This is a genomic window from Streptomyces sp. NPDC093018, from assembly GCF_040684035.1.
GTDB classification, from domain to species: Bacteria; Actinomycetota; Actinomycetes; order Streptomycetales; family Streptomycetaceae; genus Streptomyces; species Streptomyces murinus.
The window spans coordinates 564,869-580,316 of the sequence record NZ_JBFBFF010000005.1; the positions used below are offsets into that span (position 1 = coordinate 564,869).

9 protein-coding genes are annotated in these 15,448 nt (G+C 74.1%); 6 read left to right on the forward strand and 3 right to left on the reverse strand.

Annotation, left to right across the window (positions count from 1 at the left end):
* Positions 1-266 precede the first annotated feature (266 nt).
* Both AB0N90_RS15920 and AB0N90_RS15925 read left to right on the forward strand, forming a co-directional pair.
* Complete coding sequence (locus tag AB0N90_RS15920) at positions 267-2,330, forward strand: asparagine synthase-related protein (protein WP_365196702.1); 2,064 nt, start codon at positions 267-269, stop codon at positions 2,328-2,330.
* A gap of 138 nt (positions 2,331-2,468) precedes the next feature.
* Entirely contained in the window at positions 2,469-5,723 is a 3,255-nt protein-coding gene (locus tag AB0N90_RS15925) for a BTAD domain-containing putative transcriptional regulator (RefSeq protein ID WP_365196704.1), read from the forward strand.
* Positions 5,724-5,748: 25 nt separating this feature from the next.
* Here the strand turns inward: AB0N90_RS15925 and AB0N90_RS15930 are convergent, their stop codons facing one another.
* Together AB0N90_RS15930 and AB0N90_RS15935 are read right to left on the reverse strand one after the other, a co-directional pair.
* Entirely contained in the window at positions 5,749-7,566 is a 1,818-nt protein-coding gene (locus tag AB0N90_RS15930) for a sigma-70 family RNA polymerase sigma factor (RefSeq protein ID WP_365196706.1), read from the reverse strand.
* 214 nt (positions 7,567-7,780) lie between these two features.
* Positions 7,781-8,575 carry a helix-turn-helix domain-containing protein gene (locus AB0N90_RS15935; RefSeq protein WP_361671645.1) on the reverse strand — a complete coding sequence of 265 codons (795 nt, stop codon included), beginning with the start codon at positions 8,573-8,575 and terminating at the stop codon, positions 7,781-7,783.
* A gap of 376 nt (positions 8,576-8,951) precedes the next feature.
* Here AB0N90_RS15935 and AB0N90_RS15940 point away from each other — a divergent pair, with 376 nt between their 5' ends.
* From AB0N90_RS15940 to AB0N90_RS15950, 3 genes are all read left to right on the forward strand, one after another.
* Complete coding sequence (locus AB0N90_RS15940) at positions 8,952-10,316, forward strand: NAD(P)/FAD-dependent oxidoreductase (protein ID WP_361671642.1); 1,365 nt, start codon at positions 8,952-8,954, stop codon at positions 10,314-10,316.
* Between the two features lie 132 nt (positions 10,317-10,448).
* A complete protein-coding gene (locus tag AB0N90_RS15945; RefSeq protein WP_361672644.1) occupies positions 10,449-12,104 on the forward strand; it encodes a SpoIIE family protein phosphatase in 1,656 nt (551 codons plus the stop codon).
* 52 nt (positions 12,105-12,156) lie between these two features.
* Positions 12,157-12,942, forward strand: coding sequence for a methyltransferase domain-containing protein (locus AB0N90_RS15950; protein ID WP_365196709.1), 786 nt, complete (start codon positions 12,157-12,159; stop codon positions 12,940-12,942).
* A gap of 62 nt (positions 12,943-13,004) precedes the next feature.
* Here the strand turns inward: AB0N90_RS15950 and AB0N90_RS15955 are convergent, their stop codons facing one another.
* Positions 13,005-14,267, reverse strand: a complete 1,263-nt coding sequence (locus AB0N90_RS15955; protein WP_365196756.1) for an MFS transporter — start codon at positions 14,265-14,267, stop codon at positions 13,005-13,007.
* 134 nt (positions 14,268-14,401) lie between these two features.
* Between AB0N90_RS15955 and AB0N90_RS15960 the strand changes: the two genes are divergently transcribed.
* Positions 14,402-14,950: a MarR family transcriptional regulator gene (locus AB0N90_RS15960; protein WP_361671637.1), complete on the forward strand. Its 549-nt coding sequence runs from the start codon at positions 14,402-14,404 to the stop codon at positions 14,948-14,950.
* The last annotated feature ends 498 nt before the right edge of the window (positions 14,951-15,448 follow it).

Consider the following 15,448-nt stretch of genomic DNA (forward strand, 5'->3'; position numbering starts at 1 on the left):
GCAGGTCTTGGGGTGATTTCTGCGATGACCATGCAACTTAGGGGCGTGAAAGGCGTTTTAGGGGAGCGTACGGGGGTGCATTCGCGTCGAGCCGTCCCTGGTGGCACCCGTCCGAACCCCGGATCACGGTGGCCGCGCGGCCGCGAACCCCCTTCCTCCTCCCGCCGTTTCGTGCGGTGTCACCACACCTCTCCCAGGCGTCCTTCGTGGCAGCATGGGGACCGGTTCGATCGGTGCACTGATTGTCCACAGGCTGTGGAGGCACGATGCGGTGGTTGGTGGGGTGGAGCAGCGCCGCCGCGGGCACGGCCGGGCTCGGCTCCGCCGGCTCGCTGGGCCATGACGGCGAGACCCTGCACCCGGTCGGCTCCCAGCTGCTGTGGGGCGACCCCGACCCGCTGTGGGCGGTCGGCGACTGGCGCCCGGACGAGGTGCGCGTGGTCACGGCCGACGAGCAGAACCGGATCGCGGTCCTCGGCATCTGCGGCGCCTCCGACGAGGAGCTGCGGCGCGGCCTGTTCACCGCGCGCGGCGGCGCGCTGCGCCATCTGACGAACTGGCCCGGCAGCTACACCGCCGTCGTCCAGGTCGGCCGCCGCGTCACCGTCTGCGGCGATCTCGCGGGCGCCCGCCCGGTCTTCCACACCCCGTGGGCGGGCGGCACGGCGTACGCCACCGCCGCGCTGCCGCTCGCCGACCTCATCGAGGCCAACCTCGACTTCGGCCATCTGGCCGCCCTGCTCGCCGCCCCGGAGGTCCCGGCCGCGCTGCGCGACACCACCCCCTATGAAGGGGTACGGCGCATTCCGCCGGGGCACGCGCTGGTGCTGCGCGCGGGGGCGCGGGAGATCGCCGGGTACGAACAGGTCTCCTCGCTCGCCGTGTCCGCGCCCCCCGCCGACCCCGATCGCGCGGTGGACGCCGTACGCGACGCCCTGGTGGAGGCGGTGCGCACCCGGCTCTCGGCGCCGCGGCACGTACCCGACCTCGATCCCGGCCCGGTACCCGGGATGGGGCCCGCCGAGCGGCGCGCCCGGCGCGGGATGCCGGTGCCCGGGATCGGCGCCGACCTGTCCGGCGGCCCGGCCTCCGCCACCCTCGCGCTGCTCGCCGCCGGGCTGCCCGGCCGGCCCGGCACCCTCCTCGGCCACGGCACCGGCGAACGCCTCCTGGCCGTCACCTTCAACGACCTCGCCGTCGGCGGGCGCGAGGCCGAGGTGCAGCGGGCCGGGGCGCTCGCGGCCGACCCGCGGCTGCACCACGTGGTGGTGACCGGCGGCGAGGAGGCCCTGCCCTACGCCGATCTCGACGGCCCCCTCACCGACGAACCCGGACCCTCGCTGGTCACGGCGGGACGCCACCGGGCGCGACTGGCCGCGGGCAGCGCGGACCACTTCACCGGGCACGGTGCGCGCCAGGTCCTGGACGCGCACCCCGCCCGGCTCGCCGACCTGCTGATGGACCGCAGACGCCGGCATCTGGTCGGGCCGGTCGCCGCTCTCGCGCGGGCGGACGGCTCGGTCCTCGTCCCGGCGAGGGTGTACGGCGCGGCCCGGCGGCTCGCCCGTACGCCGTACCGGGCGGGCCTGGAGGAGCTGGCCGAGCGGCTGATGCGGCGGCGGTTCGAGGAGCCGAAGGGGGCGGTCGGGGCCTCGCTCGCCGCGCTGACCTGGGCCGCGCCGGGTCCGGCCGCCCGGTGGCTCACGGGGGAGGCACTGGCTGAAGTATCGGTTCTGCTCGGAGTGGAGGGGGACCGGTCGGGTACCGGAGTCCAGCGGCCCGGCGAGCACCGGGCACGGGCGGCGCTCGCCCGGTACGCCGCGGACCTGCGGGTGCTGGAGCAGTCCGCGGAGGTCCGTTCGCAGCGGCTGCACGCGCCCTTCCTCGACAACCAGGTGGTCCGCGCGTGCCGTGAGCTGCCGGAGGCGCTGCGGGTGCGGCCCGGTGCGCGGGCCGAGATCCTGCGCACCGTCCTGAAGGGCACCGGCATCACCGACCTGCCGCCCGGCTGGGGCACCCCCTCGCACGCGTCCTCGGCCGCCGCCGCGCGGGCGGGCCTGCGGCTGTCCGCCGACCCCCTGCTCGACCTCTTCTCCCGCCCGCTGCTCGCCGACGCGGGGCTGGTGGACGGGGGCGTGATCCGCGGGGCGCTGCGCTCGGCGGCCACCGGGTCCACGGTGGAGGGCCTGGCCGACCTGGTCTCGCTGGAGCTGTGGCTGCACCGGCTGCTGTCCCGCCGGGGGACGTGCTGGACGGGGACGCCGGCCCGGTCCAGGGCGGTGCCGGCGGGGATCCAGCGGCGGCGGGACGCGTTGGCCTCCGGCCTGTGAGCGGGGCGACGGCGGTTGTGTTTCGGGTGCGGCCCGGTGGGTGGCTGATCGCGAAGTTCCCCGCGCCCTTTCGGGGCGCTTCAGGCGCAGGCCGCAAACCCTTCGTGCGGAATCGCGGACACCGGCGACAATGACCCGGTGCGGTACAAAATTCTCGGCATCACCCAGGCGGCGGACAGCCACGGCACCCCCCACTCGCTCACCGCCCCCCGCCTCCGCACCCTTCTCGCCGCCCTCGCCCTGCGCCCCGGCCGCACCGCCAGCCCCGACACCCTCGTCCAGGAGATCTGGACCGACGCCCCGCCGGGGGACGCCCCCGCCGCCCTCCAGGCGCTCGTCGGCCGGCTGCGCCGCACCCTCGGCAAGGACGCCGTCACCTCCACCCCCGGCGGGTACCGCCTCGAAGCGACCGAGGACGACATCGACCTGTACGTCTTCGAACGGCTCACCCGCACCGGCACCAAGGCCCTCGCCGACGGCGACCCCGCCACCGCGCACCGCACCCTGACCGCCGCCCTCGCCCTCTGGTACGGCCCCGCCCTCGCCGACCTTCCCGACCGCACCGCCGCCACCCGCCCCGAGGCCCTGCGCCTGGAGGCGACCCGCGCCCGCGCCGCCGCCGCGCTCGCCCTGGGCCGCGCCCGGGACGTCGTACCGGAGCTGCGGGAGCTGACCGCGGCCCATCCGTACGACGAACCGCTGCACGCCCTCCTCATCCGCGCCCTCGCCGACACCGGCCGCCCGGCCGACGCCCTAGCGGCCTACGAGTCCGCCCGCCGCACCCTCGCCGACACCCTCGGCACCGACCCGGGCCCCGAACTGCGCGCCCTGCACGCCGAGTTGCTGGCACAGGAGCACCGGCCCGCCCCGCCGCCCCCGGCCCGCCGGGGCAACCTCCGCCCCCGTCTCACCTCCTTCGTCGGCAGAGAGGGCGAACTCGAAGCCGTACGCGCGGACCTGAGCCGCTCCCGCCTCGTCACCCTCACCGGACCCGGCGGCTCCGGGAAGACCCGGCTCGCCGAAGAGGCCGCGGCCGCCCTCGCCCCGGCCTGGCTGGTCGAACTGGCCCCGCTGGACCAGCCGGACGCGGTGCCGGGCGCGGTGGTCAGCGCCCTCGGGCTGCGCGAGACCGTGCTTCTCAATCCCGAGCTGGCTCCCCAGCAGACCGACCCCACCGCCCTGTTGATCGAGTACTGCGCCCCGCGCGCCGAACTCGTCGTCCTCGACAACTGCGAGCACGTCATCGACGCGGCCGCCGCCCTCGCCGAGACCCTCCTCACCCACTGCCCGCACCTCACCGTCCTCGCCACCAGCCGCGAACCCCTGGGCGTGCCCGGCGAGTCCGTGCGCCCGGTCGAACCCCTCGTCCCGGAACAGGCGCACCGCCTCTTCGCCGAACGCGCCAGGGCCGTACGCCCCGACGCCGACGCGGTGCTCGGCGACACCGCCGCCGTGGCGGAGATCTGCCGCCGCCTGGACGGACTGCCGCTCGCCATCGAACTGGCCGCGGCCCGGCTGCGGTTGCTGACCCCGCGGCAGATCGCCGACCGCCTCGACGACCGCTTCCGCCTGCTCACCTCCGGCAGCCGCACGGTGCTGCCCCGCCAGCAGACCCTGCGCGCGGTGGTCGACTGGTCCTGGGACCTGCTGGACGAGCGGGAGCGCACCGTGCTGCGCGAGGTCTCCGTCTTCGCCGGCGGCTGGGACCTCGCCGCGGCCGAGGCCGTGTGCACCGGGCCGGTGGCGGACCTGATCGGGGCACTGGTCGACAAGTCCCTCGTCGTCGCCACCCCCGGCGGCCCCGGCGGCATGCGCTACCGGATGCTGGAGACCATCCACGAGTACGCCGCCGAGCGCGCCGCCGAGACCCCCGGGCAGCGCGCCGCCGCCGAGCGCCGCCACCGCGCCTGGGCCCGCGCCCTGGTCGAGGAGGCCGATCCGCTGCTGCGCTCGGCGGACCAACTCCGCTGGATCTCCCGCCTGGAGAGCGACCTGGACAACATCCGCGCCGCCCTGGACCGCGCGGTGCGCGCCGGTGAGGAGGCGGCGGCGGGCGCGCTCGTGCGGTCCATGTGCTGGTTCTGGTGGCTGCGCAACTACCGCCAGGAGGCGGTGACCCGGGTACGCCAGGTCCTCCGGCTCGGTGCCGCCCTCGACGCCGGCGCGGCGGACGACCCGGCGACCCTCGCGGCCCGCACGGAGTCGGCCGACCATGTGGCCGCGCTGCTCGCCGCCCCCGACGACGAGGACGCCCACCCGCTGCGCGAACTCCGCATGGATCTGAGGCTGTTCGAGCTGTTCCTGACGGCGGGCGGCAGCATGGACCACATGGCCGCCGACGACCGGGCCCCGCGCTACCTCACCCTCGTCCGGGCCGCCTACGAGCCCGGTGGCCCGATCGCCGCCCGCCTCCCCGGCGTCATCTGGCCGATGACCGCCTACTACCTGGGCAGCCCGGAGGACGCCGCCCGGGACACCTCCCCGGTGGTCGACAACTGCCGTGCGTACGGCGGGGACTGGGAGCTGGGCGCCGCGCTGATGTTCCGCGCCCATGTACGGGTCGACTCCCCCGGCAATCTGCTCGGGGTGGACGAGGACCTGGCCGAACTGCGGGTGATCGGCCGCCGGGTCGGGGACCGCTGGATGCGGGCGCAGGTGTGCAGCGCGGCCGGTGAGGCGCACATGGCGCGCGGCCGGTTCGCCGAGGCGCGCGGCGAGTACGCGGAGGCGCTGCGGCTCGCCTACGAGGTGGGCGCGTACGCGGAGTCGCCGTTCCTGCTGGCCCGGCTCGCCGACATCGCCTTCCGCTTCGGGGACCGGGACACCGCGCTCGCCGCCCTGGACGAGGCGGGCACCGCCGCGGAGCGGTACGCGGTCCCGGAGTCCCGCGCCTTCGTGCTGCTGATGCGGGCCTGGATCGCCCTGTACGACGGCCGGTCCGCCGAGGCGCGGGCGCACTTCGAGGCGATCCGCGAGGTGGCGGGACCCGAGACGTCCCCACCGCAGTTCGTGGCCGGGATGCGCACCATCGAGGCGCTGCTGGTCGCCGCGGAGTCGGGCCCCGAGCAGGGCCTGCCGATCCTGGCCGGGGCGCTGGCGGAGGCCGTCGCCGTGCGCTGCGCCGAGTCGGTCACCGGCGGCATGGTGGACGCCGCGGCCGGTCTGTTTGCCCGGCTCGGCGACCTGCCGGCCGCGATACGGCTGTACGCGGCCGCCGACCACTGGCGCGACGGCTGCCCGCGCAGCGAACCCGAGCGCACCGAGGCCGCCCGGATCCGCGCCGACGCCCGCGCGGCCCTGTCCGCCGACCGGTACGCGGCCGAGCAGGCCCGGGGCGCGGGCTACGACGAGTCGGACGTCCTGCGCGAGCTGCGCCGGACCCCCACCGGATGAACCGGCCCGCGCCCGATGAACCGGGCTACCGGCAGGTGAACCGGGACTCCGCCCAGTCCGCCAGCGCCGTCCGGTCGAAGGCGTTGCTGTGCGGGCGCACGACGAGCTGGACGGTCCTGCGCCCCGTGAGGTCCACATGGACGGGGACGGCACGCTCGCGGCCCTTGACCATCCCCGAGTGCCACAGCGGGACCCCGTCCCCGTAGACGGCGAAGTCCACCTTGCCGAGGCCGAGGGTCATGTCGTCCACCCCGGCCATCGCGTCGTACGCGGTGCACTGCCGGTTGAGGTCGATGGTCACGGAGGACTCACCGCGGACGGTGGCGCCGTGCGCGAACTGCGTGCCGCCGATGTCGAGGCCGTACCGCTGCCACACCCAGCTGCTCGCGCCGAGCGCGATCTCGGGCTGGGTGCCGTCGCCGCTCACGTCGTAGTTCAGCTCGCTGAGCTGGTAGACGACGGGGGGCGCCGGGGGAGGGGGTGTCGGGGTGGGTGTGGGTGTGGGCGTAGGGGTCGGGGTCGGTGTGGGCTTCGGGCTCGGCTTCGGCGGCGCGGGCTTCGGCGCCGGCTTCGGCGGGGGTGTCGGGGCCGGCTTCGGCGCGGGCGCGGCGGGCACCACCGGCGCGGGCTTCGGCTTCGGGGTGGGCTTGGGCTTCGGCGGGGTGGGCGTCGGGGAGGGCGTCTGCACGGCGACCGGCGGGGCCGGGGCGGAGGGCTTGGCGACCTCCTTCGCCGGATGGCTGTCGTAGACGAGGCCGAAGGCCACCGCCGCGGCGGCGACCGCGACGACACCGGCGGCGATGCCCGCCTTGACCGGCGCCCCGATCGCCTCCGAGGCGGCCCCGCCCGCGGAACCGGCACCGCCCGAGGACCCGCTCGCCGCCCCCGCGGCACCCGCGGCCCCGGCCCCCGCGCCGCCCGCGACCAGGCCGAGCGCCTTGGCGTACCCGGCGGCCCCGAACCAGCCGATGACCGCGACCGGCACGACCGCGGGGATGCCCCCCGCGACCTCCTCGATCTGCGCCGCCGCGAGCCGGCACCTGGCGCACTCCTCCAGATGCTTGCGCAGCCCCCGTTCGGCGCGGACGCGCAGCTTGCGGCGGGCATAGCCGCCCAGCTGATCGGCGTAGCGCGCGCATTCCGCGTCGTCGGTGAGGGTGGTGCTGACATGGGCCTGGAGGTACGCCTGCTTCAGGCCCTCCCGGGCGCGGCTGGCGAGTACCCGGGTGCCGTTGGCATCCAGGCCGAACAGGACGGCGACCTCGCTCGGGGACTCGTCCTCCACCTCGGTGTGCCACAGCACGGCCTGCCAGCGCTCCGGCAGCGAACGGAACGCCCGCATGGCCATGGACTGCTCGGCGTCGTGCAACGCCCGTACGTCCGCGCCGAGTTCGGTGGTGCCGTCGTCGGAAACCGCCGAGGAGCGGGCGGCCTGCTGGGCGAAGGCGGCGAAGTCGTCGACGAGCTGCTCGCGCCGGGCCGAGTTGATCCAGTGCGCGGCGACCCGGCGTACCGAGGTCAGCAGATAGGCCCGTACGGCGTGCTCGGGACCGGAGCCGCCGCGCACGGCCTGGAGCATCCGGGCGAACACCTCGGCGGTCAGGTCGTCGGCGGTGTGCGCGTCCCGGCAGCAGGTGCGCGCGTACCGGCGCACCGCGGCCGCGTGCCGCCGGTACAGCTCCTCGTACGCGGAGTCGTCGCCGCCCCGCATCCGCTCGATCAGCTCGGCGTCACCGGTCGGCGTGCCCCGCTGTGCCGGGACGTTCCTGCTGCCCACCCGGCGCCCCTGGCTGGGCACCTGGGTCCCGGCGCCCTCGTCCTCACGCGCCCCGTCAACACTCATCGCGGAACGCCCCCGCCCCAGCCCGACATCACGACCCCAGCGTCCCACATCGTCATTTCTTCAACGACCCCCTCCGCCTCCTGTCACCCGTCCGAGGGGACTTGCCGAAAAAGGACCACGAAAAAAGGCGCGAAAACGGCCACCCGCGTCACCCGGACGTGAAGATCGCTCGGGTGACGCGGGTGGCCGGACGAAACTCCCGCCGAGGACGGGGTCAGCCGATCGCGGGCCGCGACCGCAGCCCCTCCAGCAGGATGTCCAGCAGCCGCGCCGAGGCCGCCGCCTGCTGCGCGGCGTCCGGCAGCGACGGAGCCGCCGTGGCGATCACCAGCAGCACGTCGGAGACGGACACATCGGCCCGCAGCTCCCCGGCCGCCCGCGCCCGCTCCACCAACTGCCCCACGACCGCGAGCAGTTCACCGGCCCCGGAATCCTCCGAGTAGCCGGAGTCCTGTCCCACGAGCCGCAGTTCACCGGGGCCGGGCTGCAGCCGCTGCTGCGGCACCCGGACCTCCTCGACGACCGAGCGCACGCCGTCGGCCGGATCCGCGGAACCCTCCGGGGAGCCGACCCGCAGCACCTGCGGCGGCAGCAGCCTGCCCGCCCCCGACGCCACCGACGTGCGCAGGAACCGGGACAGCGCCGACCACGGCTCGTCCTCCTGCCCGAGCGCCGTGCGCGCCTGCTCGGTGAGCCGCGCCGTCTCCTCCTCGGCTATCCGCCGGACCAGCACGTCCTTGCTGGGAAAGCGCCGGTAGACGGTCCCGACCCCGACCCGCGCACGCCGCGCCACGTCCTCCATCGGCGCGCCGTAGCCCAGCTCGCCGAACACCTCACGCGCCGCACGCAGCACGTGCTCCAGATTGCGCTGTGCGTCCACCCGCAGCGGCGTCGTACGCGCCCCGTCCGCGCGCCCGTTCGCCGTCGCGACCGCCGGCACCGCCGGCATCGCCGATCCTCCGGCCGCCACCGCGGTGGCGGCGGACCAGTGCGTGTCCTGAATATGCATGTGTTTCCCCCGGTGCATGACGTCTCCCCCCGGAGACACTCCCCGTCATTGATGCCGGAGTGTGCGAAGGGGCACCGATCGCCGCGGGCCGGCCCGTCGCTGAGCCCGTACGACCACATCCCCTACACCCCGTCGACACGAACATAGTTGAGAGGCAGTCAATTCAGAAGGGGCAGGTTCCGCACACTGCGCCCCCCGATCGGAGTACGAGTCATATACGTCCCGATTCCCGGCGCGTCCGCCCGCGTATCCGCCCCCGCTGACCTGCCCCCTTTCCACCACCCCGGCCACCGGGCGCGCACCACCCGTCACAGGACCTCCGGTCACACAAATTGCCGGGCCTGTGGACAAACCACAGCGCCGGGTGCGTCATGGGATGGTGAAGGAACGTGCGCGCATTCTGGTTGTCGGCGGCGGCTACGTCGGGATGTACACGGCGCTGCGCCTCCAGCGGAAGCTGAAGGCCGAGCTCAGGCGCGGTGAGATCGAGATCACCGTCGTCACACCCGACCCCTATATGACGTACCAGCCCTTCCTGCCCGAGGCCGCCGCGGGCTCGATCTCACCCCGCCATGTCGTCGTGCCGCTGCGCCGCGTCCTCGACCAGTGCCATGTCGTCGTCGGCGAGGCGACCGCCGTCGACCACGCGGCGCGCACCGCCACCGTCACCACCCTCGCCACCGCCGACGCCGGCCGCACCGAACTCCTCGGCTACGACGAACTGGTGCTCGCCCCCGGCTCCGTCGCCCGCACCCTGCCCGTCCCCGGACTCGCCGAGTACGGCATCGGCTTCAAGACCGTCGAGGAGGCCATCGGGCTGCGCAACCATGTCATCGAACAGATGGACATCGCCTCCTCCACCCGCGACCCGGCGATCCGCGACGCCGCCCTCACCTTCGTCTTCGTCGGCGGCGGCTACGCGGGCGTCGAAGCCCTCGGCGAACTGGAGGACATGGCCCGCTACGCCGCCCGCTACTACCACAACGTCCGCGCCGAGGACATGAGATGGATCCTCGTCGAGGCCAGCGACCGCATCCTGCCCGAGGTCGGCGCCGACATGGGCCGCTACACCGTCACCCAGCTGCGCCGCCGCAACATCCAGGTGCTGCTGGGCACCCGACTGGAATCCTGCGCCGACCGGGTCGCCGTGCTCAGCGACGGCCAGCGCTTCCCGACCCGTACGGTCGTCTGGACCGCCGGTGTCCGGCCGCATCCGCTGCTCGCCGCCACCGATCTGCCGCTCACCGACCGCGGCAGGCTCAGGTGCACCGCCCAGCTGACCGTCGAGGGCACCCGGCACGCCTGGGGCGCGGGCGACGCCGCGGCCGTACCGGACGTCACCGCCGCCGCCCCCGGAGCCCTCACCGCGCCCAACGCCCAGCACGCCGTACGCCAGGCCAGGGTCCTCGGTGACAACCTTGTCCACACCCTGCGCGGCGAACCGCTGGACACCTATGAGCACGCCTACGCGGGCTCCGTCGCCTCCCTCGGCCTGCACAAGGGTGTCGCCCAGGTCTACGGACGGCGGCTGAAGGGCTACCCTGCCTGGTTCATGCACCGCGTTTACCACCTCAGCAGGGTGCCCACCGTCAACCGCAAGGCCCGCGTGCTCGCCGAATGGATCCTCGCCGGGCTCTTCAAACGGGAGATCGTCTCGCTCGGTTCACTCGAACACCCGCGCGCGGAGTTCGAACTGGCGGCCAGGGGAAAGCATCCTCACGACCCGAAGGGGTCGTCCTGACCGGATCCAGGAACTCCACGGCCCGCCCCACCGTCTGACGGATGTCGCCCGCCGTGGCCGGCTCCCCGCCAGACTGCCCCACGACATCGGACGGGCCCCGCCCGCCCTAGCACCCACGAGGCCTTGCCCACAGTGAACTTCACGCGCTGGAGCGCCCGGCTCCCCGGAACGCAGCGCCGCGCCGCCGCGCGGACCGAGCCCGCGGTACCCACGGACCGGCGAGGAGAAGGCTCCGTGCCCGCGGCCCGCGCCGGGGGCCCCGCCGACGGGACCGGCCCGGTCCCCGCCGTCGACGAACTGCCCGCCCGCGCCGTCCTCGACCGCGTCCCGGCCCTCGTCGCCCTCGTGCACGGCCCCGAGCACCGCCTCGCCTACGTCAACGAGGCCTATACGACGGCCTTCGGACCCCGCCCCACCGGCGCCCCCGCCCACGAGGCCCTGCCCGAACTCGCCGGCCTCGGCCTGCTCCCGTTGCTCGACCAGGTGCTGCGCAGCGGCCGCCCGCGCACCCTGAAGTCCCGCCGCGCGGTGGACGGCCGCTCGTACACGTTCACCTGCACCCCCGTCGCCGCGGACGGCGGCGACGGCGACGGCGCGGTCCTCGTCTTCGCCACCGACGTCACCGACCACGCGGAAGCCGCCGAACGGCTGCGCGCCAGCGAACGCCGCCAGCGCGAGACCGCCGTCACCCTCCAGCGCTCCCTGCTCCCGCAGGACCTGGAGGAACCCGACGACCTGCGCGTCGCCGCCACCTACCAGCCCGGCGGCACCGAGGCCGCGGTCGGCGGCGACTGGTACGACGTGATCACCCTGGGCGGCGGCCGCACCGCGCTCGTCATCGGCGACGTCATGGGCCGGGGTGTGCGCGCCGCCGCGGTCATGGGCCAGCTGCGCACCGCCGTCCGCGCCTACGCCCGCCTCGACCTGCCCCCGCACGAGGTGCTCCAGCTCCTCGACGGCCTCGCCACCGAGATCGACCCCCACCAGATCGCCACCTGCGCCTACGCCGTCCACGACCCCAACGAGGGCCGGCTGGTGTACGCCTCCGCCGGGCATCTGCCCATCCTGGTCCGCGACGAACACGGCACGGTCTCCCGCGCCGACGAACCCACCGGGCCGCCGCTCGGCACCGGCGGCTGGCTGCACTCCTCGGGCTCGATCGCGCTGCTCCCCGGCTCCACCGCGGTCCTCTACACCGACGGCCTGGTGGAGCGCAGGAACGAAGACCTGGACGAAGGCATCGCCGCCCTGGAACGCGCCCTGGCCGGCGCCACCGGCTCCCCCCAGGTCGTCTGCGACCGCCTGGTCCGCTCGGCCGGCGTCACCGCCGACCACGACGACGACGTGGCCGTCCTCGTCCTCCAGCACCCGGCCCGCACCGGCCCCGACGGCGAGCTGTTCCGGGGCGCGGCCCTGGAACTCCTCGGCGGCGTCGAGGCCGCCCCGCGCGCCCGCGCCTTCGCCTCCGGCGTCCTCACCAGCTGGCGCTTCCCCACCGAACTGCACGACCTCGGTGTGCTCGCCACCAGCGAACTCGTCGCCAACAGCCTCCAGCACGGCACCCCGCCCATGCGCCTGCGGCTGCGCCGCACCGACCGCCGCCTCATCGTGGAGGTCACCGACGGCGACGACCACCTCCCCCGGCGCCGCCGCGCCGAACCGGCCGACGAGTCGGGCCGGGGCATCGCCATCGTCGCCACCATCGCCTCCACCTGGGGCTGCCGCCGCACCCCGGGCGGCGGAAAGGCGGTCTGGTGCGAGTTCCTGCTGCCGAAACCCAGACCCTGAGCGGCGATCACGGGTTGGCCCCCACACCATCCCCGGTGTTACAAGCACACCTATGGCAGACGTATGCAGCACCGAGGGTCCCGAGGCGTACGACATCCACAGCGCCCCGATCATGGCCCCCTTCGTGGCCGCCCTGCTGGACGCGGTGCGCCCCGGCCCCGGTGAGAGCGTGCTCGACCTCGCCTGCGGCACCGGATTCGCGGCCCGCGCGGCCGCCGCCCTGGTCGGACCCACCGGTCATGTCCGTGGCACCGACCTCGACGAGGGCATGATCCGCGTCGCGCGGCGACGAGCCCCCCGCATCGACTTCAGCGCGGCCCCCGCCGACCGTCTCCCCTACGACGACTCCGCCTTCGACGCGGTCGTCTGCCAGCAGGGCGCCCAGTTCTTCCCCGATCTGACGGCCACCCTCACCGAGACGGCCCGCATCACCCGGCCCGGCGGCCGGTTCGCCGCCACCGTCTGGGCCCCGCTCGACCGCCAGCCCTACTTCCTCGCCCACGAGCGCGCCCTGCGGGCGTACGCCCCCGACGCGCTGCGCTACTTCCGCCGCGCCTACGTCCGTACGGCCGACCAGCTCACGAGCGCCCTGCGGACGGCGGGCTACGGCGCCCTCACCCATCGCGAGGTCACGTCCGACGTCGTCCTCCCGCCGCTGGGCGAGTACGCCCCCGGTCATCTGACCGCGCTGTGGGGCGGTCTGCTCCGGGAGGCGGGCGGGGAGAAGGCCGTCCAGGGCGCCGCCCGACTGGTCCGGGACGAGCTGGCGGACCGCACCGCGCCCGACGGCACGGCGACCCTCCCCTTCACCGTGCACCTGGTGACGGGAATCCGCTGAGCCGGGGTCATACGGCGACGGCCGCCACCCGAAGGTGACGGCCGTCGCCGGACACCGGAGGCTCAGGCCTCCGCGCCGACCGTCTCCGCGGCCGCCCCGCCCCGGCTGACCACCCGGCTCGCCCGCACCGACCACGGCTGGTCCTGCACCGCCGTGAGCTGCCGCCCGAGCCGCAGCGCCAGATAGGTGATGCCCAGCGAGAACAGCACGAAGGTCACGATGTACGGCGCGTGCAGCGACGCCCCGAGGGGACCGCCCACCGCCGGTCCGACGGCCAGCGCCAGCTGCTTGACCAGCGCGAACGCCGAGTTGTACTGACCGGCGAGACCCTCCGGCGCCAGATCGGCGACCAGCGGGGCCACCGTCGGCGACAGCATCGCCTCGCCGAGACCGAACAGCGCGTACGTCGACACGAACGCGGCCGTCGCCATCTCCTGGCCGCCGTGCCCGAGCCCCGCGTAACCCGCGGCCACCCAGGCCACCGCCCAGATGACGCCCACCAGGGCGATCACCCGGGTACGCCGGGCGCGCTCCACGAACCTGAGCACGGCGAACTGGGCGACCACGATCATCAGCGTGTTCGCGGCCAGGGCCGTGCCCAGCGTGGAGGTGGATATCCCGGCGGCCTCCACGCCGTAGGCGCTCAGACCCGACTCGAACTGCCCGTAGCAGGCGAAGAACAGCACGAAGCCCAGCACGCACAGCTGCACCATCGCCCGGTTGCCGAGCAGCCGCTTCCAGCTGCCCTTCGCGGACGCGGGCGCGTCCTCCAGACGGGGGGAGTGCGGCATCCGCACGGTCGCCATCACCACGACCAGCAGCAGGAACATCGCCGCCTCGATCGCGAACAGCAGAGTGAACGAGGAGACGCGCGTGGTGTCGACCAGGTGACCGCCGATGAGGCCGCCGATGCCCAGGCCCAGGTTCTGCAGGAAGAACTGCATCGCGAACGCCCGGGAGCGGGTGTCGGCGCTGGAGCAGTCCACGATCATCGTGGCCAGCGCCGGCTGCATCACGGCCTGGCCGGCACCGAGCGCGGAGGCGGCGAGCAGGACGGACCACGCGCTGCCCGCGAGCCCCAGGCTCAGCGCCCCGAGCGCGGCGGTGACCAGGGCGGCGAGCAGAACCGGCAGCGGGCCGCGCCGCACGATCGCCCGGCCGGCGAACGGCAGCACGATCAACGCGGCCACGGCGAAGACGGCGAGCACCAGTCCCGCCGTCATGGCTCCCAGACCCCGCACCTGCGCCACATAGACGTACAGGTACGGGACCGTGAAGCCGAGTCCGAATGCGCTGAGCGCGTTGCCCACGTGGATCCGGCGCATCGCTGCGCCCATCGCCCTGGTCACGTTCACCTCTCTCACTAGTTAGGAGTGAAGACTTCAAAGCTAAAGTTCGAAGCTAAAGAGTACACAGTGAAGGACTTCAAGGCAAAGCGGCCGCGTGCCATACTCGGCGCATGGCCGACACCGCCGGCGTCACTGAGCCGACCCTCGAAGAACAGATCGCCGCCTACCAGCGCGAGTTCCAGGACCTCGACCCGCAGGTCGAGAAGATCGTGTCGGCCCTGTCCCGGCTCAACCGCCGGATGAACGTCGCGTACGGCCGCCAGACCGCCGCCCTCGGCATCAGCAACGCCGAGTGGGAGGTCCTTAAGGCACTGGTCCTCTCCGGCGCCCCGTACCGCCTCGGCCCCAGCGATCTCGCCAAGCGCCTCGGCCTCACCCCGGCCGCCATGACCCACCGGATCGACCGCATGGTCACCGAGGGGCTGGTCACCAGGGAGCGCGACGAGGCCAACCGGGTGCGGGTCATCATCGAGCTGACCCCCGAGGGCCGGGAGAAGTGGCTGGAGGCGATGCGCCTCGCCACCGTCTTCGAGGAGGACCTGCTCCAGGACCTCACCCCGGCGGAGCGCTCGGTCCTCGGCGAGGTCCTCACCACGCTGCTGCGCCGGGTGGAGCACGCCCAGCCGGACGCCGGTGGCCGGCTCAGCGACCTCGACTGAGCGGCAGAAAAGATCTTGACAGGGCGCGATTGACACGCCTCGACCCCGTCCGTATAGTTCTTCGGGTTGCCGCAGAGCCGTACTGTCTCCGCGGTGGCACCTTGGCCGCTTCGAGCGGCACCCCTCACACCATCAGCACGATCTCCCTCCGGGTTGATTTCGGCGTGCCCGAATTCAATTCGAATAGGGATTCGGCGGCCCGATTGGGAATTGCCGAAGGGATCCGCTAAGGTTTGAGACGTCGGAACGGCCCAACGGCCGGGAAGACAAACCCCGCTGACTGGGGGTCAGACACCGAAAGGATCTGATAGAGTCGGAACCGCCGGAAAGGGAAACGCGAGAGCGAGAACCTGGAAGGCACCGAGGAAATCGGATCGGAAAGATCTGATAGAGTCGGAAACACCGAAGGGAAGCCCGGAGGAAAGCCCGAGAGGGTGAGTACAAAGGAAGCGACCGTTCCTTGAGAACTCAACAGCGTGCCAAAAGTCAACGCCAGAT